At 75.1% G+C, this 21928-nt stretch carries 22 protein-coding genes; 11 read left to right on the plus strand and 11 right to left on the minus strand.

The window, feature by feature from the left end; translation table 11 throughout:
- Window positions 1-13: 13 nt before the first annotated feature.
- From KJP73_RS14025 to KJP73_RS14035, 3 genes are all read right to left on the minus strand, one after another.
- Window positions 14-964, minus strand: a complete 951-nt coding sequence (locus KJP73_RS14025; protein ID WP_213283490.1) for an alpha/beta fold hydrolase — start codon at window positions 962-964, stop codon at window positions 14-16.
- Between the two features lie 258 nt (window positions 965-1222).
- On the minus strand, window positions 1223-2509 hold the full coding sequence (locus tag KJP73_RS14030) for an adenylosuccinate synthase (protein WP_213283491.1): 1287 nt from the start codon (window positions 2507-2509) through the stop codon (window positions 1223-1225).
- 154 nt (window positions 2510-2663) lie between these two features.
- Window positions 2664-3086: a DUF3151 domain-containing protein gene (locus KJP73_RS14035; RefSeq protein ID WP_213283492.1), complete on the minus strand. Its 423-nt coding sequence runs from the start codon at window positions 3084-3086 to the stop codon at window positions 2664-2666.
- A 126-nt stretch (window positions 3087-3212) separates the two neighbouring features.
- On the opposite strand from KJP73_RS14035, the gene KJP73_RS14040 reads away from it, so the two are divergent.
- On the plus strand, window positions 3213-3569 hold the full coding sequence (locus tag KJP73_RS14040; protein WP_213283493.1) for an STAS domain-containing protein: 357 nt from the start codon (window positions 3213-3215) through the stop codon (window positions 3567-3569).
- A 24-nt stretch (window positions 3570-3593) separates the two neighbouring features.
- On the opposite strand, the gene KJP73_RS14045 is transcribed toward KJP73_RS14040, so the two are convergent.
- Window positions 3594-5792: a SpoIIE family protein phosphatase gene (locus KJP73_RS14045; protein WP_249669393.1), complete on the minus strand. Its 2199-nt coding sequence runs from the start codon at window positions 5790-5792 to the stop codon at window positions 3594-3596.
- 233 nt (window positions 5793-6025) lie between these two features.
- Between KJP73_RS14045 and KJP73_RS14050 the strand changes: the two genes are divergently transcribed.
- Window positions 6026-6331, plus strand: a complete 306-nt coding sequence (locus KJP73_RS14050; protein ID WP_349628324.1) for an STAS domain-containing protein — start codon at window positions 6026-6028, stop codon at window positions 6329-6331.
- 85 nt (window positions 6332-6416) lie between these two features.
- On the opposite strand, the gene fbaA is transcribed toward KJP73_RS14050, so the two are convergent.
- Window positions 6417-7439: a class II fructose-bisphosphate aldolase gene (fbaA, locus tag KJP73_RS14055; protein ID WP_213283495.1), complete on the minus strand. Its 1023-nt coding sequence runs from the start codon at window positions 7437-7439 to the stop codon at window positions 6417-6419.
- A gap of 148 nt (window positions 7440-7587) precedes the next feature.
- On the opposite strand from fbaA, the gene KJP73_RS14060 reads away from it, so the two are divergent.
- Window positions 7588-9060 (plus strand): M20/M25/M40 family metallo-hydrolase, encoded by a 1473-nt coding sequence (locus KJP73_RS14060; RefSeq protein WP_249669394.1) that lies wholly within the window; start codon window positions 7588-7590, stop codon window positions 9058-9060.
- Window positions 9061-9063: 3 nt separating this feature from the next.
- Here KJP73_RS14060 and KJP73_RS14065 read toward each other — a convergent pair whose 3' ends face one another.
- Window positions 9064-9756, minus strand: a complete 693-nt coding sequence (locus tag KJP73_RS14065) for a TrmH family RNA methyltransferase (protein ID WP_213283496.1) — start codon at window positions 9754-9756, stop codon at window positions 9064-9066.
- Window positions 9757-9840: 84 nt separating this feature from the next.
- Between KJP73_RS14065 and KJP73_RS14070 the strand changes: the two genes are divergently transcribed.
- The 3 genes from KJP73_RS14070 to KJP73_RS14080 all read left to right on the plus strand — a co-directional run bounded on the left by KJP73_RS14070 (window position 9841) and on the right by KJP73_RS14080 (window position 12299).
- A complete protein-coding gene (locus tag KJP73_RS14070) occupies window positions 9841-10572 on the plus strand; it encodes an NYN domain-containing protein (protein WP_213283497.1) in 732 nt (243 codons plus the stop codon).
- 180 nt (window positions 10573-10752) lie between these two features.
- Window positions 10753-11502: a VTT domain-containing protein gene (locus KJP73_RS14075; protein WP_213283498.1), complete on the plus strand. Its 750-nt coding sequence runs from the start codon at window positions 10753-10755 to the stop codon at window positions 11500-11502.
- 32 nt (window positions 11503-11534) lie between these two features.
- Window positions 11535-12299: an HAD-IIA family hydrolase gene (locus tag KJP73_RS14080; RefSeq protein ID WP_213283511.1), complete on the plus strand. Its 765-nt coding sequence runs from the start codon at window positions 11535-11537 to the stop codon at window positions 12297-12299.
- 24 nt (window positions 12300-12323) lie between these two features.
- Here the strand turns inward: KJP73_RS14080 and pyrE are convergent, their stop codons facing one another.
- Together pyrE and KJP73_RS14090 are read right to left on the minus strand one after the other, a co-directional pair.
- Complete coding sequence (gene pyrE, locus KJP73_RS14085) at window positions 12324-12899, minus strand: orotate phosphoribosyltransferase (RefSeq protein ID WP_213283512.1); 576 nt, start codon at window positions 12897-12899, stop codon at window positions 12324-12326.
- A gap of 30 nt (window positions 12900-12929) precedes the next feature.
- On the minus strand, window positions 12930-13691 hold the full coding sequence (locus tag KJP73_RS14090) for an SDR family NAD(P)-dependent oxidoreductase (protein ID WP_213283499.1): 762 nt from the start codon (window positions 13689-13691) through the stop codon (window positions 12930-12932).
- 88 nt (window positions 13692-13779) lie between these two features.
- Between KJP73_RS14090 and KJP73_RS14095 the strand changes: the two genes are divergently transcribed.
- From KJP73_RS14095 to KJP73_RS14105, 3 genes are all read left to right on the plus strand, one after another.
- Window positions 13780-14577: an exodeoxyribonuclease III gene (locus KJP73_RS14095; RefSeq protein ID WP_213283500.1), complete on the plus strand. Its 798-nt coding sequence runs from the start codon at window positions 13780-13782 to the stop codon at window positions 14575-14577.
- Between the two features lie 67 nt (window positions 14578-14644).
- The gene (locus tag KJP73_RS14100) at window positions 14645-15568 is read left to right on the plus strand and encodes a DUF4190 domain-containing protein (protein ID WP_213283501.1); all 924 of its coding nucleotides are present in this window, start codon (window positions 14645-14647) and stop codon (window positions 15566-15568) included.
- 76 nt (window positions 15569-15644) lie between these two features.
- On the plus strand, window positions 15645-16226 hold the full coding sequence (locus tag KJP73_RS14105; protein WP_213283502.1) for a DUF4190 domain-containing protein: 582 nt from the start codon (window positions 15645-15647) through the stop codon (window positions 16224-16226).
- A 2-nt stretch (window positions 16227-16228) separates the two neighbouring features.
- Here the strand turns inward: KJP73_RS14105 and KJP73_RS14110 are convergent, their stop codons facing one another.
- Window positions 16229-16828, minus strand: a complete 600-nt coding sequence (locus tag KJP73_RS14110) for a TetR/AcrR family transcriptional regulator (protein ID WP_213283503.1) — start codon at window positions 16826-16828, stop codon at window positions 16229-16231.
- Window positions 16829-16985: 157 nt separating this feature from the next.
- Between KJP73_RS14110 and KJP73_RS14115 the strand changes: the two genes are divergently transcribed.
- Both KJP73_RS14115 and KJP73_RS14120 read left to right on the plus strand, forming a co-directional pair.
- The gene (locus KJP73_RS14115) at window positions 16986-19259 is read left to right on the plus strand and encodes a glycoside hydrolase family 3 C-terminal domain-containing protein (RefSeq protein ID WP_213283504.1); all 2274 of its coding nucleotides are present in this window, start codon (window positions 16986-16988) and stop codon (window positions 19257-19259) included.
- A 178-nt stretch (window positions 19260-19437) separates the two neighbouring features.
- Window positions 19438-20529, plus strand: coding sequence for an FAD-dependent oxidoreductase (locus KJP73_RS14120; RefSeq protein WP_213283505.1), 1092 nt, complete (start codon window positions 19438-19440; stop codon window positions 20527-20529).
- A 40-nt stretch (window positions 20530-20569) separates the two neighbouring features.
- Here the strand turns inward: KJP73_RS14120 and KJP73_RS14125 are convergent, their stop codons facing one another.
- Both KJP73_RS14125 and KJP73_RS14130 read right to left on the minus strand, forming a co-directional pair.
- Window positions 20570-21226: a UdgX family uracil-DNA binding protein gene (locus KJP73_RS14125; RefSeq protein WP_213283506.1), complete on the minus strand. Its 657-nt coding sequence runs from the start codon at window positions 21224-21226 to the stop codon at window positions 20570-20572.
- Entirely contained in the window at window positions 21219-21917 is a 699-nt protein-coding gene (locus KJP73_RS14130) for a DedA family protein (RefSeq protein ID WP_249669397.1), read from the minus strand. The genes KJP73_RS14125 and KJP73_RS14130 overlap by 8 nt, the downstream gene beginning before the upstream one ends.
- Window positions 21918-21928 lie beyond the last annotated feature (11 nt).

The following is a 21928-nucleotide window of genomic DNA, read 5'->3' on the forward strand; positions in this document are numbered from 1 at the left end:
CCCGGCGACCCCCTCACCCGCCCCGCACCTCTCCCACCACGCCGAGCACCTCCGCGACGACGACGTCCGGCCGGTCCCGCGGGACGAGGTGCCCGCTGCCCTCGGCGACGACGAGCCGCGCCCGCGTCGACAGGTCCAGCATCCCGCGCTGCCCCGCCTGCCAGATGCGCTCCAGCTCGGCGCCGCCACCCGCGGAGATCCCGGCGGCGGCGTAGTCCTGCGGGTCGCCGCGGGCGATGACGCGGACGGGGAGGTCGCCGAGGTCCTGCCCGCGGACGGCGTCCTCGGTGGAGCCGATGAGGTCGGCCTCCTGCTGCCGTGCGGCGAAGAACGCGGGGGTGGCGACGACGTCGAGGAACCGCCCGCGCTCGGCGGGCTCGACCATGCCGGCGAGCAGCTGGTCGCCGAGCAGCCGGAGCGCACCGGTCCGCTGCAGGGTGCCGAGCAGCCACGGCGGCGGGTCGGCGGGCCGCCCCTCGTCGGCGAGCACGGCGGCGGTCCGGTCGGCGTCGTCCTCCGGGCGCGCGTCGACGAGCACGAGCCCGGCGACGTCCTCGGGGTGCCGCTCGGCGAGCAGCCGGGCGAACAGTCCTCCCATGGAGTGCCCGACGAGGACGTACGGGCCGTCGAGCCCGACGGTGTGCAACGCGGCGCGCAGCTCCCGCACGACGGCGTCGCCGGTCCGCGGTTCCCGCGACGGCTCGCTCCACGCGTAGCCGGCGCGGTCGTACGACACGACGGTGACGTGCGGGGCGAGGGCGTCGGCGACGGCCTGCCACCCGATGGACGTCTCGCCGCTGCCGGCCTCGAGCACGACGACCGGCGAGCCCGATCCCCGGACGTCGAGGTGCAGGGCGTGGCCGCCGACGTCGACGAGCCGCCCGGGAGGCGGGTAGCGGGTGCCGGCGTCGCGGGACGCCCAGGCCTCGTGACCCGCTCCGGCGAGCGGTGCGAGCACGAGCACGAGCAGGCCCGTCAGCGCGACCCGCAGCAGCGGGCGTCGGCGGGGCCGGCGTCGCGACGAGGCGGGCGCGTGCCGGAGGTCCGGGCAAGCGGGGTCAGGAGGAGTCGCTGGTGAACGCACCCCCGCACGCTCCCGCCCGCCGTCGCCCCGCCGCGTCGTCAGGACGACGGAACCGCGGGCAGCGACGTCCTCCGTCCGGCGGACCCGGCCGGGGCCCGTCCGGCGGACCGGGCCCCCGGCCGCCGGACGGACGAGACGTCAGCCCAGCAGGTCGTGGATCGCGACGGTCGCCTCACGGCCGGGGCCGACGCCGACGGCCGAGATCCGGCAGCCGGAGATCTCCTCGAGGTGGGCGAGGTACTTCTGCGCGTTCGCCGGCAGGTCGGACAGCTCCCGGGCCTCGCTGATGTCCTCGGTCCAGCCGTCGAGGTACTCGTAGACCGGCGTGGCGTGGTGGTAGTCGCTCTGGTCGTCGGGCATCTCGTCGAAGCGCCGCCCGTCGACGTCGTACGCGACGGCCACGGGGATCTTGTCCCGCCCTGTCAGCACGTCGAGCTTGGTGACGACGAGGTCGGTCAGCCCGTTGATGCGCGAGGAGTACCGCGCGACGACGGCGTCGTACCAGCCGGTGCGGCGGGGTCGCCCGGTGGTGGTGCCGAACTCGCCGCCGGTCTGGCGCAGCCACTCGCCGTCCTCGTCGAACAGCTCGGTCGGGTACGGGCCCTCGCCGACGCGGGTGGTGTACGCCTTGGCGACGCCGACGACGCGGTCGATGCGGGTGGGGCCGATGCCGGAGCCGGTGCACGCGCCGCCCGCGGTGGCCGACGACGACGTGACGAACGGGTAGGTGCCGTGGTCGATGTCGAGCATCGTGGCCTGCCCGGCCTCGAAGACCAGGGTCTTGCCGGCGTCGAGCGCCTGGTTCAGCACGAGCGGGGTGTCGGCGACGTAGGGCCGCAGGCGCTCGGCGTACCGGAGCAGGTCCTCGACGGTCTCGTCGACCGTGATCGCGCGCCGGTTGTAGACCTTCACCAGCAGGTGGTTCTTCTGGTCGAGGGCGCCCTCGACCTTCTGCCGCAGGATGTTCTCGTCGAAGAGGTCCTGGATGCGGATGCCGACGCGGTTGATCTTGTCGGCGTACGCGGGGCCGATGCCGCGGCCGGTGGTGCCGATCTTCCGCTTGCCGAGGAACCGCTCGGTGACCTTGTCGACCGTCCGGTGGTACGGGGCGATGACGTGGGCGGCGGACGACACGAGCAGCCGCTCGGCGGAGACGCCGCGGGCCTCGAGGGCGTCGATCTCCTCGAAGAGGACCTCGATGTCGATGACGACGCCGTTGCCGATCACCGGGACGACGCCGGGCGACAGGATGCCGGACGGCAGCAGGTGCAGGGCGTACTTCTCGCCGCCCACGACGACGGTGTGCCCGGCGTTGTTGCCGCCGTTGAACTTCACGACGTAGTCGATGCGCGACCCGAGCTGGTCGGTCGCCTTGCCCTTGCCCTCGTCGCCCCACTGGGTCCCGAGCACCACGACGGCCGGCATGTGATCACCACTCCCACCCTGCCCGGCGGCGGCTCCCACCGCGCGGGTCCGAGCGCCGAGGCGCTGTCGCGGGGGTGCCGGGCACCGGACGGCAGGCGACCCCGGTACCTCCGAAAGGCTACCGGAGCCGCGCGATCACCGTCCGGAGGCCCGGTCAGCGCAGTGCGGAGACCTCTTCCGGCGACGTCCCGGAGTCGACGAGGAACTGGGCGCAGCGCGCGGCCTCGTCGTCCTCCTCGATGGCCTCGGCGGCCTCGGACAGCGCGAGGAGCGCGCGCAGGAACCCCTGGTTCGGCTCGTGGTCGGCGGGGATCGGACCGCGGCCGCGCCAGCCGGCCCGGCGCAGCGCGTCGAGCCCGCGGTGGTAGCCGGTGCGGGCGTAGGCGTAGGCGGCGACGGGGTCGCCCTCGTCGCGCAGCGCGCGCTCGGCCAGCAGCGCCCAGGCGAGGGACGACGCGGGCACCTCGCGGGCGGCGTCGCGGGGGTCCCCGCCGCGCAGCAGGACGGCGCGGGCGTCGGCGTCGGCGCCGTCGGGCAGCCGGGTGGGCTCGGGCTCCAGCAGGTTCTGTCCGGTCATGCGCCCCAGTCTCGCAGGCCACGCGCCTCTCCGGCCCGGTGCGGGGAGGCGCGCTCGGCATGCGCCGCCCGGAGGGACGTGGTTACAGTCGTGCAGCGTCTGCCCGCCCCCACGGAGGAACCCCCCATGATCGAGATCGCCACCTCGGCCGCGACGACCACGCTCGTCATCGCCGGCGACCTCGACCTGGCGGAGCGGGACCAGTTCCCCGAGATCGCCGCCCGCGTGGTCGGGCTGCGGCGCCAGCTGCTCGTCATCGACATGTGCGACGTGACGTTCATGGACTCGACGGGTGCGGCGTTCCTCATCTCCCTGGCCGACGCGAGCCGCAAGCGCGGCGGGGCGACGGTGCTGCGCGGGGCGGACCCGCGGGACCTGTTCGTCCTGGAGATCTGCGGGGCGCTGGAGCTGTTCCGCATCGACGCGGACCACAAGTGCGCGCACGAGGGCGCCGGCACCGTGCCGCAGGACGCCCCGGCCTGAGCCCGGGCCGACACCCGGGACGCCTCAGCGGACCGACGCCTCCGTGGGCCGCACGCGCGCCCACACGACCTTGCCGCCGCGCGAGGGGCGCCAGCCCCAGTCGGCCAGCCGCTCGACGATCCGCATCCCGAACCCGCCGATCCGACCCGGGTGGCCCTCGGTGGCGACGGGCGGGGTCGGGTTGGAGTCCTCGACCTCGATGCGCAGGCCGTCGCCGGTGTCGTGCAGCCGCAGCGTGACGCGGCCCCAGCCGTGCAGCACGGCGTTCGCGACGAGCTCGGAGACGACGAGCTCGGCGTTCGCCGCGTCGCCGAGGTCCCACGCGTGCGAGGTCCGGACGACGGCGTGCCGGGCCCGGGCGATGGACGCGGGCTCGCTGGGCAGCTGCCACCGCCGGCTGCGGACGTTGCCGCCGTGCCCGGAGGTGTCGGTGAGGTCGGGGATGCGGACGACGACCACGGCGATGTCGTCCTCGGGGCTGTCGGCGAGGCGGGACAGCAGCTCCTCGCCGATGCCCGCGGCGTCGACGGCCGTGGCGCCGGCGGCGACCTCGCGCAGGGCGTTCAGCCCGTCCAGCAGCGCCCGGTCGCGGCGCTCGATGAGCCCGTCGGTGTAGAAGACCAGCACGTCGCCGGGGCGCAGGTCGTGCCGCGCGGTGCGCCGGGCCCCCTCGCCGAACCCGATGAGGGCGCCCCCGGCCTCGTCGAGCAGCACGACGTCGCCGCCCCGCACCAGGAGCGGGGGCAGGTGCCCGGCCCGCGAGTACTCGAGGTGCCACGTCGGGCAGCCCTCGCCGTCCTGGGGCGGCCGGCGGGTGAGGGTCGTGAGCACCAGGCCGGCGGACCGCGGGATGCGCATGCCGCCGACGAGCTGGTCCACGCGCTCCAGGACGGGCCCGGGCTCGGTGACCTCGAACGCGTAGGCGCGGACGACGGACCGCAGCTGCCCCATGGCGGCGGCGGCCTCGACGTCGTGGCCGACGACGTCGCCGATGACGACGCCCACGACGTCGGAGGCGACCTGGACGACGTCGTACCAGTCGCCGCCGACCTGCGCGTAGACGACGTTCGGGGCGTAGTACGACCACACGTCGAGACCGTCGACCTCGGCCTGCTCGGGCAGCATCGCGCGCTGCAGCGTCTCGGCGACGCGGTGCTCGCGGGCGTACAGCCGCACGTTCTCCATCGCGAGGCCGACGCGCCGGGCGGTGAGGGACAGGATGGTGCGGGTCCGCTCGTCGAGCCCCCCGCGCGCCGGTGCGGGCTCCGCGTCGTCGGGGCGCACCGCCGGCCGCGCGACGACCGCCAGCAGGCCGAGCACGCGGTGCCGCCCGGGCAGCGGCAGCACCGCGACGTGGCCGGCCTCGGCGCCGCCCGGCACCCGGCCGCGCAGGTCGGCGGCGAGCCAGGCGGAGGCGGAGCCCGTCTCGTGGTCGGCCCCGAGGTCCAGGTCGAACGGGACGGACGCGCCCTCGCCCTCGCCGTCGAGCAGGCGCTGCACCGCGTCGGGGCCGCTCGGCCCCGCGGGCCGGCCCCCGCGGCGGGGCACGAACGCGAGCGCGCCGTTCCCGCCCGGGCGGCGGCCGGAGGACCGGGAGGCGCGGCTGGTGTCGACGCCGTCGGCGGCCTGGAGACCGTCGTCGTCGACGTAGAACTGCGCCCAGGCGACGACGTTGCGGGACAGCAGCTCGGCGATGGCCCGGAGCCCGAACGGGTCGTCGAGGTCCATGACCAGGTCCGAGACGGCGCCGATCAGGGCGAGGTCCTCGCTCTCGCGCCGGACGACCTCGACCTCCGCGGCGACCGCGGCGTCCCGGTCGACCTCGGCGGTGACGTCGACGAGCGCGGCCACCCAGTGCGTCGGCGTGCTGCCGCCCGCCCCGGCGACGGGGGTCACGACGGTGCGCGCCCAGAACCAGTCCCCGCCGGACCGGCGCAGCCGCAGCAGCGCGGAGGTCGCGCGCAGGGCCTGCACGGCCTCCTGGAGGTGGCGCAGGCCGGAGCTGTCCTCCGCCGCGAGCGCGATGAGGTCCGCCGCGGGTCCGCGCACGTCGGCGAGCGTCAGCCCGGTCGCCTCGGTGAAGGCGTGGTTGACCCACACCACGGGCCAGCCCTCCTCGGCGGCGGCGACCAGGACGGGCATGCCGACGACCTGACCGACCGCGCGGCCGATGGAGTCCAGGGTCTCCTCGGCGCCGTCATCGGGCGTGGAGTTGACCACCACCGCCTCCGATCGTCTAGCGTTCCCACAAGTTCCGGCGAAGCCACCCACCGGGACGAGCCGACTACCCGGGGGCGGCTGCGGACGCAGGACCCGCCACCATCCGGACCGAAGGGAGCATCGTGCGCGACGGTAACAGCACACCGCCGGGCGGGCTCGCCGGGGACCAGAGCGCGGAAGGCGCCTCCGCGGCGACCGTGCCGGCGCCCCGGGACACTGCCGGAGAACCGGGGTCGGTGCACGTCATCCTGTCCCCGGACCGCACCACGATCGTCCTGTCCGGCGAGGTCGACGCGGACCTCGGTCCCGACCTGACGCAGGCGACGACCGACGCCGAGCAGGCGGGCCTGCCGATCGAGGTCGACGCCCACCACGTCACGTTCATGGACTCGTCGGGCGTGGCGTTCCTCGCCCGCCTCGCGATGCGCACGCCGCACCGGGTCCGGCTGCTGCACGTCCCGCCGACGGTGCAGTTCCTGCTCGAGGTCACCCGGATCGGTGAGCTGCTGGACGTCGTCGAGGACGCCCCGCCCGCCGGCTGACCCGCTGCACGACGGACGAGGGCCCGGTCACCAGGTGGTGACCGGGCCCTCGTGCCGTCGGACGCGGTGCGTCAGGCGTGGTGCGTCAGGCGAGCTTGTTGCCCGCCGACCGCAGCTGCTGCGCGGCCTCGACGATGCGCTGGGCCATGCCGGCCTCGGCGAGCTTGCCCCAGGCGCGCGGGTCGTACGCCTTCTTGTTGCCGACCTCGCCGTCGATCTTCAGGACGCCGTCGTAGTTGCTGAACATGTGGCCGACCACGGGGCGCGTGAACGCGTACTGGGTGTCGGTGTCGATGTTCATCTTGATGACGCCGTTGTCGACCGCCTCGGCGATCTCCTCGGCCGTGGAGCCCGAGCCACCGTGGAAGACCAGGTCGAACGGGTTCTCCTTGCCGATCTCGGCGCCGACGGCCTTCTGGATGTCGGCGAGGATCGACGGGCGCAGCTTGACGGCACCCGGCTTGTACACGCCGTGCACGTTGCCGAAGGTGAGGGCCGTCAGGTAGCGGCCCTTCTCGCCGGCGCCGAGGGCGCGGACGGTCGCGAGGCCGTCCTCGGCCGTCGTGTACAGCTTGTCGTTGATGGCGGCCTCGTGGCCGTCCTCCTCGCCGCCGACGACGCCGACCTCGATCTCGAGGATCGTGCGCGCGGCCTGCGACAGCTCCAGCAGCTCCGCCGCGATGACGAGGTTCTCGTCCAGCGGGATGTCCGAGCCGTCGAACATGTGCGACTGGAAGGTCGGGTTCTTGCCGGCCTTCACCTCCTCGGCCTCGAGGGCCAGGAGCGGGCGGACCCAGGAGTCCAGGTTCTTCTTGACGCAGTGGTCGGTGTGCAGCGCGACGGTGATGCCGTAGCCCTTGGCGACCTCGGTCGCGTAGGCGGCGAGCGCGCGGGTGCCCGAGACGCGGTCCTTGATCGTCGAGCCCGACGCGTACTCGGCGCCACCGACGGACACCTGCAGGATGCCGTCCGACTCCGCCTCGGCGAAGCCCTGCAGCGCAGCGGTGATGGTCTGGGAGGAGGTGATGTTCACGGCCGGGTAGGCGAACTTGCCCGCCTTCGCCCGGTCGATCATCTCGGCGTACACCTCGGGGGTGGCGATGGGCATCGCAGCGGCTCCAAAGAGAGTGGGGTTTTCGCTATCGCACCAAGTCTGGCACGTCCGCGGCGCAGCCCGTCCGGGACGTCCTGCCCACGGACGCCCGCCGGCCGCCGGGTGCGCGCCCGGCCGTCGGGTGCGAGCCTGGGGCGGACGGTTGCAGCAGCGGCGATCACACGGCAGCGGCCACCGCCGCGCGCACGGCTGGAGCACCGCCATCGCCACGCACTCCCCCGAGGACGTCGACCGGATCCACGCGTACGCCGCGGAGCACCTCGACGAGCTCGTCCGGCAGCTGGCCGACTGGGTCCGCATCCCGGGCGTCGCGGGGGTCGCCGGCAACCAGATGACCCTGCAGCGCTCCGCGAACTGGCTCGCGAGCGCGCTCCGCGCCACGGGGTTCCCGCGCGTCGAGCTGTGGGAGGTCGAGGGCGGCGCCCCGGCCGTCTACGCGGAGTGGCTCGCCGCCCCGGGGGCACCCACCGTGCTGGTCTACAGCCACCACGACGTCCGCAGCGTGAAGCCGGAGAACTGGGGCCAGGTCGACCCGTTCGAGCCGGCGGTCCGCGACGGGCGCCTCTACGGCCGCGGCACGTCGGACGCCAAGGGCCAGGTGCTGTGCCACGTCTGGGGGCTGCGCGCGCACCTCGCGGCGACCGGCCGGAGCGCGCCGGCCGTGAACGTCAAGCTGCTCGTGGAGGGCGAGGAGGAGGCGCTGTCCGAGCACCTCGCGCAGCTCCTGGAGGACCACCCGGAGGCGACCGGGGCCGACGTCGTCATGCTGAGCGACACCGTCATGTGGCGCGCCGACGCCCCCGCGGTGTGCGTGGGGCTGCGCGGGTCGCTCAACGCCTCGCTCGAGGTGGTCGGCCCCGGCCGCGACGTGCACAGCGGCGCGGTCTCCGGCCCGGCCCCGAACCCCGTGGTCCCGCTGGCGCAGCTGGTCGCCGGCCTGTTCGACGAGGACGGCCGGGTGACGCTCCCCGGCTTCTACGACGACGTCCTGCCCGTGAGCGACGAGGAGCGGGCCGCGATCGCCGCGCTGCCGTACACCGACGAGGACTGGCTGGAGCGCTCCGAGACGCACGCGATCGTCGGCGAGCGCGGCTGGTCCACCCTCGAGCGGCTCTGGCTGCGGCCGGCCGTCGAGGTGCTCAGCGTCGTCGCGGGCGACTTCGAGGCGCCCACCCGCGGCGCCGTGCCGTCGGTCGCCCACGCGGACCTCAGCATCCGGACCGTCCCCGGCCAGACCATCCCGCGCGTGGCCGACCAGCTCCGGTCGTGGGTCAAGGAGCGGATGCCGGACCACGTCGACTGGGACCTGACCATCCCGATGGAGCCGACGCAGGAGCCGTACCGCACGCCCGACGACGTCCCCGCGCTGCAGGTGCTGCGCGACGCGATGGCCGACGGGTGGCGCGTGGGGTCCGTGGGGCAGATGCGCAACGCGGGCGGCTCCCCCGCCTCGCTGCTGCACGACGCCACGGACGCGCCCGTCCTGTTCTTCGGGACCGGGCTGCCCGAGGACCACTGGCACGACAGCGACGAGAGCGTGCTGATCGACATGCTCCGGATGGGCACCGCGACGCTCGCCTCGTTCTGGGGCCGGCTCGCGGCGTCGGCCGGCTAGCCCCTACGACTCCGGCGGCGGGCCCGCGTGCCGGACGGCCCACGCGTGCATCGCGATCGCGGCGGCGGCGCCCGCGTTGATCGACCGGGTCGACCCGTACTGGTCGATGTGCAGCACGGCCTCCGCCGCCTCCCGCGCGGCGTCCGACAGGCCCGCGGACTCCTGCCCGAACAGCAGCACGCACTCCCGCGGCAGGTCGTACCCGTCGAGCGGCACGGACCCCGGCACGTTGTCGATCCCCAGCACCGGGAGCGCCGCACCCCCCGGCCCGGCCGTCGCCGCCCACGCGAGCAGGTCCTCGACGGCGGCGTGGTGGTGGACGTGCAGGTACCGGTCGGTGACCATCGCACCGCGGCGGTTCCACCGGCGCCGGCCCACCACGTGCACCCCGGCGGCGTTGAACGCGTTCGCGGTCCGCACGACCGAGCCGATGTTCAGGTCGTGCGCCCAGTTCTCGATCGCCACGTGGAACGGGTGCCGGCGGGTGTCCAGGTCGGCGACGACCGCCTCGACCGTCCAGTACCGGTACCGGTCCGCGACGTTGCGCCGGTCGCCGTGCGCGAGCAGCTCCGGGTCGAGGCGGGGGTCGTCGGGCCACGCGTCCGGCCCGCCGGGCCAGGGCCCGACGCCGATTTCGGCGGGGTCGCGGTCGGCGGCGGGGCGGTCGTCGGGGTCGGGGCCGGTCACGCGCGCCATCCTCGCGCACCGGCACGGCCGGGACGCGACCGTGCGGGGCGAAGGGCCCGCGGACCCGGGCGGCGCCGCCGATAGCGTCGGCCGATGCGGGTGGGCATCTACATCGACGGGTTCAACCTCTACTACGGCGCTCGGGGCCTGTGCGGCCGCGGCACCCCGGGCTGGCGGTGGCTCGACCTGCGCGCGCTCGGCCAGCGCCTCGTGGGGGCACGGTCCGGGTGGCAGGCAGCGCGCGTCACGCGCGTCGTCCACTGCACCGCCCGCATCAGCGGCGCGGACAATCCCGGTGGGCAGCGGGACCAGGACGTCTACCTGCGCGCCCTGCGGGCGAGCGGATCCGTCGACGAGCTCTCGATGGGCACCTACGTCACGCGCGTCGCCACGGCACCGCTGGCGGTGGAGGGCCGCCGCGGGCGGCCGGAGCTCACCCGTCCGCAGTGGCCGCTGATGGTGCGGGACGGCACCGGCATCCCCGTGCCGGACGCGCTCTTCATGGCGTCGATCGCGCGACGCGAGGAGAAGGGCTCCGACGTCAACGTCGCCTCGCACCTGCTGATCGACGTCCTCAGCGGGGCCGTCGACGCCGCCGTCGTCGTGAGCAACGACTCGGACCTCGCGTTCCCCGTCCAGCACGCCCGGTCGCTGGTCCCGGTCGGGCTCGTCAACCCCACGAGGGGGTATCCCGCGGGTCGGCTCAACGGTGATCCGCTCGCCGGCGCCGGTTCCCACTGGTGGTACCAGCTGGCCCCAGAGGACCTGTTCGCCGCCCAGCTCCCGGCCACCATCGGGCGGATCACACGGCCGGCCTCCTGGTGACGTCGGCGGCGACCGCTGCGCGGCTTGTGCGCACGGACTGCCGGCTGACAGACTGACGGCATACCGCCCGCCCCCTCTGGGGGCGGGTTTTCTCGTCCAGGCCGCACGCCGACGACCCCGCACAGGAACTGCACACGAGGGCCCAGAGGTCCCGACACCCGCGCCCGTACCCTGGTGCCCATGTCTGCCTCGACCGCGCTCGCGGCCATGCTCCCCGCCGTCGGACCCCAGCCCGCGCTCCTGCCCGACTGGCTCGACGCGGAGCACCTGATCTCGTCGTTCGGCACGTACGCCCTCATCGGCATCGTGCTGGTCGTCTTCATCGAGACCGGCCTGCTGTTCCCGCTGCTGCCCGGCGACTCGCTGCTGTTCACGGCGGGCGCGCTGGTGGCGCAGGACGCGCTCGACTTCCCGCTGTGGCTGCTGTGCGCGCTGCTGTTCCTGGCGGCGTTCCTCGGGGACCAGGTGGCGTACTTCATCGGGCACAAGGCCGGGCCGCGGCTGTTCCGGCGCCCGGACTCGAAGATCTTCAAGCAGCAGTACATCGACCAGACGTACGCGTACTTCGACAAGTACGGCGGCCGGACGGTGATCCTGGCGCGGTTCGTGCCGATCGTGCGCACGTACGCCCCCGTCGCGGCGGGCGTCGGCCGGATGCGCTACCGGACGTTCGTGTCGTACAACGTGGTCGGCGCGCTGCTGTGGGGCGTCGGGGTGACGGTGCTCGGCTACCTGCTCGGCACGATCACGTTCGTCCGCGAGAACATCGAGGCGCTGGCCGTCCTCATCGTGCTGATCTCGGTGATCCCCGTGGCCGTCGAGGTGTGGCGGGGCCGCCGGGCGGCGAAGCGGGCGGACGGCGGGCGCGACGAGCGCTACGACGAGCCGGCCGAGCGCGCCGAGGTCGAGCGCAAGGCGTTCGAGCAGTGACCGCCCGTCCCGTCACGTCCTGGCTGTCGGACATGGACGGCGTCCTCGTGCACGAGGGCCTGGCGCTGCCCGGTGCGCCCGAGTTCGTCCGCGCGCTGCGCGACGGCGGGCACCCGTTCCTCGTGCTGACCAACAACTCGATCTTCACGCCGCGCGACCTGCGCGCGCGGCTGGTCGCCTCCGGCATCGACGTCGCCGAGGAGTCGCTGTGGACGTCGGCGCTGGCGACCGCGCAGTTCCTCACCGACCAGGAGCCGTCGGGCTCGGCGTACGTGATCGGCGAGGCGGGCCTGACGACCGCCCTGTACGAGGCGGGGTACACGCTGACGGCCGCCGACCCGGACTTCGTGGTGCTCGGCGAGACGCGCACGTACTCGTTCGAGGCGATCACCCGGGCGATCCGGCTGATCCAGGGCGGCGCCCGGTTCATCGCGACCAACCCGGACGTCACCGGCCCCAGCCGGGAGGGCGACCTCCCCGCGACGGGCGCGGTCGCCGCGATGATCACCGCCGCGACCGGCCGGAAGCCGTACTTCGTCGGCAAGCCGAACCCGATGATGATCCGCTCGGCCCTCAACCGGATCGACGCGCACTCGGAGACCACCGCGATGGTCGGCGACCGGATGGACACCGACGTCGTCGCGGGCATCGAGGCCGGGCTGCGCACGTTCCTGGTGCTCACCGGGTCGACCCGGGCCGAGGACGTCGCGCGCTACCCGTTCCGCCCGACGCGGGTGCTCGACTCGGTGGCCGACCTGGTCGACCGCGTCCCGGAGTGGGCCACGTCGGCCCCCTGAGCCCGCGGGCCCGGGCCGGCCGGCTCAGGCCAGGCCGAGGTCCGACAGGTCGTACAGGTAGTGGTACGGGACGCCGAGCGCCTCGATCTTCTCCCGCGCGCCGGTCGCGCGGTCGACGATGACGGCCACGCCGCGGACGTCCGCGCCGGCCTCACGGGCGGCCTCGACCGCGGCGATCGGGGAGGCGCCGGTGGTGGAGGTGTCCTCCAGCACGACGACGGGCCGCCCGGCGATGTCGGGGCCCTCGATGCGCCGCTGCATCCCGTGGGCCTTGGCCTCCTTGCGGACCACGAACGCGTCGAGGTCCTGGCCGCGCGACGCCGCGGCGTGCAGCAGCGACGTCGCGACCGGGTCGGCGCCGAGCGTCAGCCCGCCCACGGCCTCGACCTCTGCGGTGCCCAGCCCGACCTCCTCGAGCCGGTCGAGCAGCACGTGCCCGACGAGCGGCGCGGCGCGGTGGTGCAGCGTGACCCGGCGCAGGTCGACGTAGTAGTCGGCCTCGCGGCCGGAGGACAGGGTGACCCTGCCGCGCACCACGGCGAGCTCGACGATCAGGTCGCGCAGCTGCTCGCGGGGAGTCGGGGACATCGGGGAGCTCATCACGCCCGCCAGCGTAGCGACGCCCGCGGGTCAGTCGACCCGGAGCTCGCCGATCCGCCGCACCGCGGTGCGGGGCAGGGCCCGCAGCACCCCGGACGCCACGCGGTAGCGCAGGCTCGGCGTGGAGATGACGGCGCCCCGGCGGACGTCCGCGAGCGCCGTGGCGACGACGCGGTCGGCGCCGAGCCACGCCAGCTCGGGGTAGCTGTCGGAGCCGCGCAGCCCGGCGCGCTCGTGGAACTCGGTGTGCGTGAGGCCCGGGCAGAGCGCGGTCGCCGTGACGCCCGTCCCCGCCAGCTCGACCGCCAGGCCCTCGGTGAACGTGCGCACCCAGGCCTTGTGCGCCGAGTACGTGCCGGACGCCATGAGGGCGGCGACGCTCGCGACGTTGAGGATCGCCCCGCGCCCGCGCTCGGTCATCGCCCCCGCGGCGGCGTGCGACAGCACCAGGACGGCCTTGACCATGAGGTCGAGCGCCGACTCCTCGCGGGCCAGGTCGCCACCCACGAAGCGCTGCCCGAGCCCGAGGCCCGCGTTGTTCACGAGCAGGCCGACGGGGCGCTCCGTGGCCCGCAGGCGGTCCGCCACCCGCTCGAGGTCCGCGCGGTCGGTGAGGTCGGCCGTCAGCACCTCGGCGTGGATGCCCGCGGCGGCCCGGAGCTGGGCGGCGAGCCGCTCGAGGCGCTCGGTGTCCCGGGCGACCAGGACGACGTCGTGCCGGGCGGTGGCGAGCTGCCAGGCGAACTCGAGCCCGAGGCCGGCGCTGGCACCGGTGATGAGTGCGGTTCCCATGGCGCCACCCTACGGAGCGTCCCGAGCGGTTGTCGCCGCGACGCGAGGTGCGTCGCCGGTGTCGGGGGCGGCCGGTAGCGTGCCGGTCATGCGCCTCGCCACCTGGAACGTGAACTCCGTCCGCACCCGCGTCGACCGCGTCATCGCCTTCCTGGAGCGCAGCGGCACCGACGTGCTGGCCATGCAGGAGACGAAGTGCAAGGACGAGCAGTTCCCGCGCGAGGCGTTCAAGGCCGCGGGGTACGAGGTCGTCACGAGCGGGTTCAGCCAGTGGAACGGCGTCGCGATCGCCTCCCGGGTCGGGATCACCGACGTCGAGCACGCCTTCGCGGGCCAGCCGGGGTGGGGCGAGGACCCGGTGACCGAGGCCCGCGCGCTCGGCGCGAGCTGCGGCGGCGTGCGCGTGTGGAGCCTCTACGTCCCGAACGGCCGGGAGGTCGGGGACCCGCACTTCGACTACAAGCTCCGCTGGCTGGAGGCCCTGCAGAAGGAGGCCGGCCGCTGGATCGAGGAGAACCCCGCGCTGCCGGTCGCCCTGGTCGGCGACTGGAACGTCGCCCCGCTCGACACCGACGTGTGGGACATCGCGAAGTTCGCCGGCAGCACCCACGTGACGCCGGCGGAGCGCGAGGCGTTCGCCGCGATCGGCGCCGCCGGGTACACCGAGGTGTCCCGCGAGCACGTCCCGGCCGAGCACACCTACACGTACTGGGACTACCAGCAGCTGCGGTTCCCCCGGAACGAGGGCATGCGGATCGACTTCACCTGGGCGTCGCCCGCGCTGGCCGTCCGGGTCACCGGCGCGTCCATCGAGCGCAACGAGCGCAAGGGCAAGGCGCCGTCCGACCACGTCCCCGTGGTGCTGGACATCGCCGACGCCGCCTGACGCGCCCGTCCGGGGGAACCGTGCCGGGCGGCGGCGTGCGGGCCGCGCGCTCCGCTAGGTTCTGCGCATGACAGCGGACGGCGGCCCCGGCCCCTACGGCGCGGGCGAGCCCTACGGTGCGGTCGTCCCCCACGGCGCGAGCACCCCCTACGGTCCGGGCACCCCCTACGGTCCGGGCACGCCCTACGGCGCAGGCTCCCCCTACGGCACGGGCTCCCCCTACGGCACGGGCTCCCCCTACGGCACCGCCCCCTCCTGGGCACCGCCCCCCGCGCCGTCGACAGACGCCCTCGCGATCGCCTCGCTCGTCGTGAGCTGCGTCGGACTGTTCGTCGGCTTCCTCACCGGCCCGGTGGGTGTCGGGCTCGGGATCGCCTCCCTCCGCCGGATCCGCCGCACGGGCGCGCAGGGACGCGGGCTGGCGATCGCGGGCATCGTGGTCGGCGGCATCATGACGGCGCTGCTGCTCACGGGCGTGGTCCTCCTGGTGGTGCTCGTCGCGACGGTGAGCTCGAGCAGCAGCGACGGGTCGTGGAGCGCGACCGCCGACGACGCGTCCGGCACGATGCCGCCCTTCGAGCTGACCGTCCGCCTGCAGGCGGGTGACTGCCTCGACGTCGCGCCGCAGACCTACGACATGTCCGACGCCGCAGTGATCGGCTGCGACGCCCCCCACGCGGCGGAGGTCCTGAGCGTCCTGCCCGTGGCCGCGCCGCTGCAGGAGGACCTGACGTCCGACGACCCGGTGTGGACGAACCTGATCGACTGGTGCTCGTCGGACGCCGCCACGGTGCTCGAGGACGTGCCGCCGGTGCCGTCGCTCAGCACCGACGTCTACTACCCCCACCCCGATCAGTGGGACCAGCCGGACGTGATCGGCCGCTCGGCGTACTGCGTACTCGTGGTGGAGGAGCCCGTCACCGGGTCGGCGGTCGCCGGCACGCTCGCCGGCCCGGCCGACACGGCCCGCCCCAGCGGCTCGGAGGTGTGACCTGACCGGCTCGTACGCCTACCCGGACCCGTACTATGCCCCCGGTTGGGGCGCGCCGCAGCCGCGCACGGACGGCGTGAGCGTCGCGGCCCTGGTCACGGGCGTCCTCGGGCTCGGGCCGGTGGCGGTGGTGCTCGGCCTGGTCGGGGTGCGCCGCACGCGGGCCGGTGCGCTGCGGGGCCGGGGCCTCGCGGTCGCCGGGCTGGTGCTCGGCGGGGTCGGCACGCTCGCGTGGGCCGCGTTCGCGGCAGCCGGGATCGGCGCCGCGCTCGCGTCCCGCCCGCTGCCGCCGGACGTCGCCGCACCCGTCGACGCGCGGGCGGTCCAGCTGGTCACGGGCAACTGCCTGGCGGAGCTCCCGGAGGACGGGCAGGTCGACCGGGTGCGCGTGGTGCCCTGCGCCGACGAGCACGCCGCGCAGGTCGTGAGCGCGTACGAGTTCGGCGCGGACGCCGCCTGGCCGGGCGCGGCGGAGGCGGCCGCACGGGTGGCCGCGGGGTGCGACCTCACCGCCGCGGAGCAGGAGCAGGGCCTGACGATGGTCGCGTGGTCGCCGACGGAGCGGTCCTGGGCCGCGGGCGACCGCACGGGCCTGTGCGTCGCGGTGGCGGCGGAGCCGGGCACGGGTTCGCTGCTGGGCGGGCCTGCCGGCCCCTGACGTCAGAGCCGGGCGGTCAGCTGGTCCTGCACGACGGCCCGCACGACGCCGGCCATGTCGGTCGCGCCGTCGTCGAGCAGCCACTGCACCTGCAGGCCGTCCATCAGGGCGATGAGCTGCCGGCCGGCGGCCTCCGGGTCGATGCCCTCGCGCAGCAGGCCCGCCTCCCGGGCGCGCGCGTACGCGGTCACGGCGGTGTCCACGGCGCGCCGGTAGCGCCGCTGGAAGTACGCGTGCGCCGGGTGGTCGGCGGAGGTCGCCTCGGCGGACAGCACCGCGTAGAGCTCGACGATGCCCCGCCGGGTGGTGTTCAGCGCGGTGAGCTCCACGAGGTGCCGCAGCGTGGTGACACCGTCGGCACTGTCGGTCTCCAGCCACGCGATGTCGGCCTCGTCCCGGTGGTCGAGGACCGCCAGCAGCAGCGACTCCTTGGTCGGGAAGTGGTGCAGCAGGCCCGGGTGCGAGATGCCGCAGCGCGCGGCGATCTCGCGCAGCGAGGCGCCGCGGTAGCCGACCTCCCCGAACATCGCCGTCGCCTGGTCGATGATCTCGCGCCGTTTCGCGCGGCCCTTCGCGTACCCCCGCTGCACCTCGACCGTCATCGTCGCGCTCCCCCTGCACCGTGCCCGAGGGCACCGACCGGCGCCCGGGCGACAGCGTCTCACAGCCCTCCGTCACGGCGTCGCGAAAACCTGACCATGCGGTAGGGATCGACGCTAGAGTGGGCCACCTCAGACCCACCGCACGAGGAGGTGCCGCATGACCGACGCACTCGACGTCGAGCGTGTCCTGGCCGCGCTGAGCCTGGAGGAGAAGGCCGCCCTGACGTCCGGATCCGACTTCTGGCACACCGAGGGCGTCGAGCGCCTCGGCGTCCCGGGGGTGATGGTCACGGACGGCCCGCACGGGCTGCGCAAGCAGGCCGAGAGCGCCGACCACCTGGGCATCGGGAGGTCCGTGCCCGCGACCTGCTTCCCGCCCGCCGCCGCGCTGGCCTCGACGTGGGACCCGGAGCTGCTGACGCGCGTCGGCCGCGCTCTGGGCCGCGAGACCCGCGCGAACGAGGTCGCGGTGCTGCTCGGCCCCGGCGTGAACATGAAGCGGTCGCCGCTGTGCGGGCGCAACTTCGAGTACTTCTCCGAGGACCCCGCGCTGGCGGGCGGCCTCGGTGCCGCGCTCGTCACCGGCATCCAGGCCGAGGGCGTCGGCACGTCGCTCAAGCACTTCGCCGCGAACAACCAGGAGACCGACCGCATGCGCGTCTCCGCGGACGTCGACGAGCGCACCCTGCGGGAGATCTACCTCCCGGCGTTCGAGCGCGTCGTCACGCAGGCGCAGCCGTGGACCGTCATGTGCTCGTACAACCGGGTCAACGGCACCTACGCGTCGCAGGACCACTGGCTGCTCACCGAGGTGCTGCGCGACGAGTGGGGCTTCGAGGGCCTGGTCGTCTCCGACTGGGGCGCCGTGGTCGACCGCGTCGCCGCCGTCGCCGCGGGGCTGGACCTGGAGATGCCCGCCACCGGCGGCCGCACCGACGCGCTCGTGGTGGAGGCCGTGCGCAGCGGCGCCCTGGACGAGGGCGTCCTCGACGTGGCCGTGCGTCGCGTCCTGACCCTCATCGCGAAGGCGCAGCCGGCGCTCGCCGAGCCCGGGACGATCGACGTCGACGCGCACCACGCCCTGGCGCGCGAGGCCGCCGCGGACGGGTCGGTGCTGCTGAAGAACGACGTGGTCGACGGCGCGCCCGTGCTGCCGCTGACGCCGGAGGCCGCCGCGTCGGCGGTCGTCGTCGGGGAGTTCGCCCGGACGCCGCGCTACCAGGGCGCCGGCTCCTCGCAGGTGAACCCGACCCGCCTGGACGACGCCCTCACCGCGCTGCGCGAGGCCACCGGGACTCCGCTGCCGTTCGCGGCCGGGTTCTCCGTGGCCGGGGTCGAGGGGTCGCAGGACGCCGACGACGCCGCGCTGCTCGCCGAGGCGGTCGACGCCGCCCGGGGTGCCGGCACGGTGCTGCTTTTCCTGGGCCTGCCCGCGCCCGACGAGTCCGAGGGCTACGACCGCACGCACCTGGGGCTGCCCGCGAACCAGCTCGCCGTGCTCCGCGCCGTCGCCGCGGTCAACCCCCGGGTCGTCGTGGTCCTCGCGAACGGCTCCGCCGTCACCGTGGAGTGGCAGGACGACGCGGCCGCGGTGCTCGAGACGTGGCTCGGCGGCCAGGCCGGCGGCTCGGCCGTCGCCGACCTGCTGCTCGGGGTCCGGAACCCGTCCGGCAGGCTCGCGGAGACCATCCCGCACCGCGTCGAGGGCACCCCCGCGTTCGGGAACTTCCCCGGCGACAACGGGCACGTCCGGTACGGCGAGGGCGTGCTGATCGGCTACCGCTGGTACGACACCCGGCTGGTCGACGTCGCGTACCCCTTCGGCCACGGCCTGTCGTACACGACGTTCGACCACACCGACGTCACGGCCACCGTGTCCGGCGAGGGCGCGGCGTCGTCCGTCGAGGTCAGCGTCACCGTCACGAACACCGGCGCGGTGGCCGGCGCCGAGACCGTCCAGGTCTACGTGGGCGACCCGGAGGCCGCCGTGCTGCGACCCACCCGCGAGCTCAAGGCGTTCGGCAAGGTCGCGCTCGAGCCCGGGGAGTCCCGGACGCTGACCTTCACGCTCCACGCCCGCGACCTGTCCTACTGGCACCCGGCGCTGCGCCGGTGGGTCGTGGGCGGCGGCCGCACCGTCGTCGAGGTCGGAGCGTCGTCCCGCGACATCCGCGGCACGGTCGAGGTCGCCGTCACCGGCGAGCCGCTGTGGGGCGACCTGTCCGCGGACTCGACGGTCCACGAGTGGCTGGCGCACCCGCGGGGGCGCGAGGTGCTGGGCACCGGCTTCAGCGACGCGACGGCGCAGCTCGACCCCACGATGCTCGCGATGATGGGCGACATGCCGATGCGCGTCGTCGCCGGCTTCGGGATGGCGGGCTTCGACCTCACGACGCTCGACGACCTCGTGGCGCAGACCCGCACGGCCTGACGCCCGCACCCGCAGCACCACCCCGCAGGCCCGTCGCGCACCCGCGCGGCGGGCCTGCCGCCGTGCCGGGCGTCACCCCCGGCGCGGGCCCGACGTCCCACCGGCGCGGCCCCGCGCGGTGACACCCTGGTTCGGGGGCGCGCGGCAGGCGGGTCCGCACGGGCGAGAGGGGTTCGACATGGCAGCGGCACGGGTGGTCGTGGTCGGGGGCGGGTACGGCGGGACGCGGGTGGCGGCGCTGCTCGACGACGTCGCGGACGTGGTGCTGGTCGAGCCGAAGGACGCCTTCGTGCACGCCTCGGCGGCGCTGCGTGCCGCGGTGGACCCGGAGTGGGAGGAGCGGGTGTTCTTCCCGTACGGGAACCTGCTGGAGCGGGGCAGCATCGTGCCGCAGCGCGTGGAGCGCGCGACGTCGACCGGTGTGCGGCTCGCGGACGGCACCGCCCTGGACGCGGACTTCCTCGTGCTCGCGACCGGGACCTCGTACCCGTTCCCGTCCAAGTTCATCGAGTCGGAGACGGCGGTCGCCCGCGCGCGGCTCGCCCGGATGCGCGAGGGCCTGGACCGGGCGGAGCGGGTGCTGGTCGTCGGGGCCGGCGCGGTGGGGCTCGAGCTCGTGGGCGAGCTGCTCGACCGGTACCCGCACCTGTCGATCACCGTGGTGGACCAGGCCCGGGACGCGCTGACCACCGGGGACTACCTGCCGGAGCTGCGCGCGGCGGTGCACGAGCAGCTGGACGGGCGGGTCGACTTCGTCCTGGGCTCCCGGCTCGGGTACCTGCCCCCGTCGGACGTCGGCACGTTCGAGCCGTTCACCGTGGAGACCGAGGCCGGCGTGCGCGTCGAGGCGCAGATGTGGTTCCGCTGCTACGGGAACCTCCCCGCGAGCGACTACCTGGCGGGCGACCTGGCCGGGGTGCGGAACGGGCTCGGGGAGGTGCGGGTCGACGCGACGCTCGCGCTCGCCGGGCACCCGACCGTGTTCGCCGTCGGGGACATCACGGACGTGCCGGAGTCGAAGCGGGCGTCCGCCGCGCGGGCGCACGCCGAGGTCGTCGCGGCGAACATCCGGGCCCTCGTCGCCGGCGAGGATCCGGCGGCGACCTACGCCCCGGCGCCGGAGCGGATCGTGCTGCCGCTAGGCCGGACGGGCGGGGCGTCGCAGGTGGTCGGTGAGGACGGCGTGCGGCGGGTCCTCGGCGCGGAGGAGACGAGCCGGATCAAGGGCGCGGACCTGTACGCGGGCGCGGTCGCGGAGATGTTCGCCTGACCCGCGACCCCGCGCCCCCGCGACCCGCGGGACGACCCGGTCAGCCCGCCGCGGCGGCCGCGGTCCGCAGGTCCGCGACGAGCGCCGCGTAGGCCTCGTCCCAGCCGTCCCGCCCGCGCAGCCGCAGCAGGGCGGACGGGTGCGCGGTCACCAGCACGGCGGCGTCCGGGGCGTCCGCCGGGTGCTCGTCGAGCACCCGGCCCCGGACCTCGCCGATCGTGACGTCCCGGTCGAGGACGGACCGGGCGGCCGTCGCGCCGAGGCAGACGACCACCCGCGGGCGGACGGCGGCGAGCTCGGCCGACAGCCACGGGTGGCAGGCGCGGACGTGCGCGACCGCGGGGCTCTTGTGCAGCCGCTTCTTGCCGCGCTCCGTGAACCGGAAGTGCTTGACCGCGTTGGTGACGTAGACGGGGTCCGGGTCGATCCCGGCGTCGTGCAGCGCGTCGTGCAGCACCCGGCCGGCGGGGCCGACGAACGGCTCGCCCTCCCGGTCCTCGCGGTCCCCCGGCTGCTCGCCGACCAGGACGAGCGCGGCACGCGAGGGCCCGGCGGAGAACACGACCTGCGTGGCGGGCCCCCACAGCTCGCAGCCCCGGCACCCGGGCGCGGCGGCCGCGAGCGCGTCGACGTCGGCGTCCGGCGGCACCCACTCCTGGGCTCCCGGGCGCTCCGGCGCCGCGCCGCGGTCAGGCACCGCCCACGACCCGGCGCCGGCGCAGGCGCGTCACCACGAACCGGACCACGACGAACGCGATCGCCGCGTACACGGCGTAGTTGATCCAGTCGGAGTACCGGCCGACGTCCTCCCACTGGGAGCCCAGCACGTACCCCGCGACGACGAGCCCGGTGTTCCAGACGGTGCTGCCGATGAGCGTGTACAGCAGGAACTTCGGCACCGGCATCCGCTCCAGGCCCGCGGGGATGGACACCAGGGACCGCACCACCGGCACGCACCGGCCGATCAGGACCGCGGCGCCGCCGTGCCGGTCGAACCAGGACTCGGCGCGGTCGAGGTCCTCGACCTCCATCAGCGGGATCCGCTCCAGCCACCGCCGCAGCCGGTCGCGGCCGAGCCAGACGCCCAGCCCGTAGAGCAGCAGGGCACCCGCGACCGCGCCCGCGGTCGCCCCGACCAGCGCCCACAGCAGCGACATCCGCCCCTGGCTGGCGACGTACCCGGCGACGGGCAGCACCACCTCGGACGGGATGGGCGGGAAGACGTTCTCGAGCGCGACGAGCAGGCCCACGCCCGCGGGACCGAGCGCGTCGACGACGCTCACCACCCAGCCGGCGAGGCCGGTGAGCTCGGTGGGGTCGGAGGTCTGGGCGGGCACACGGCCGCCGGCCAGGGCGAGCATCCGGATCATCCCGGTCGATGCTGCCACGGCCGGCGGTC

The organism is Cellulomonas hominis (assembly GCF_901521055.1).
Classification (GTDB): Bacteria; Actinomycetota; Actinomycetes; order Actinomycetales; family Cellulomonadaceae; genus Cellulomonas; species Cellulomonas endometrii.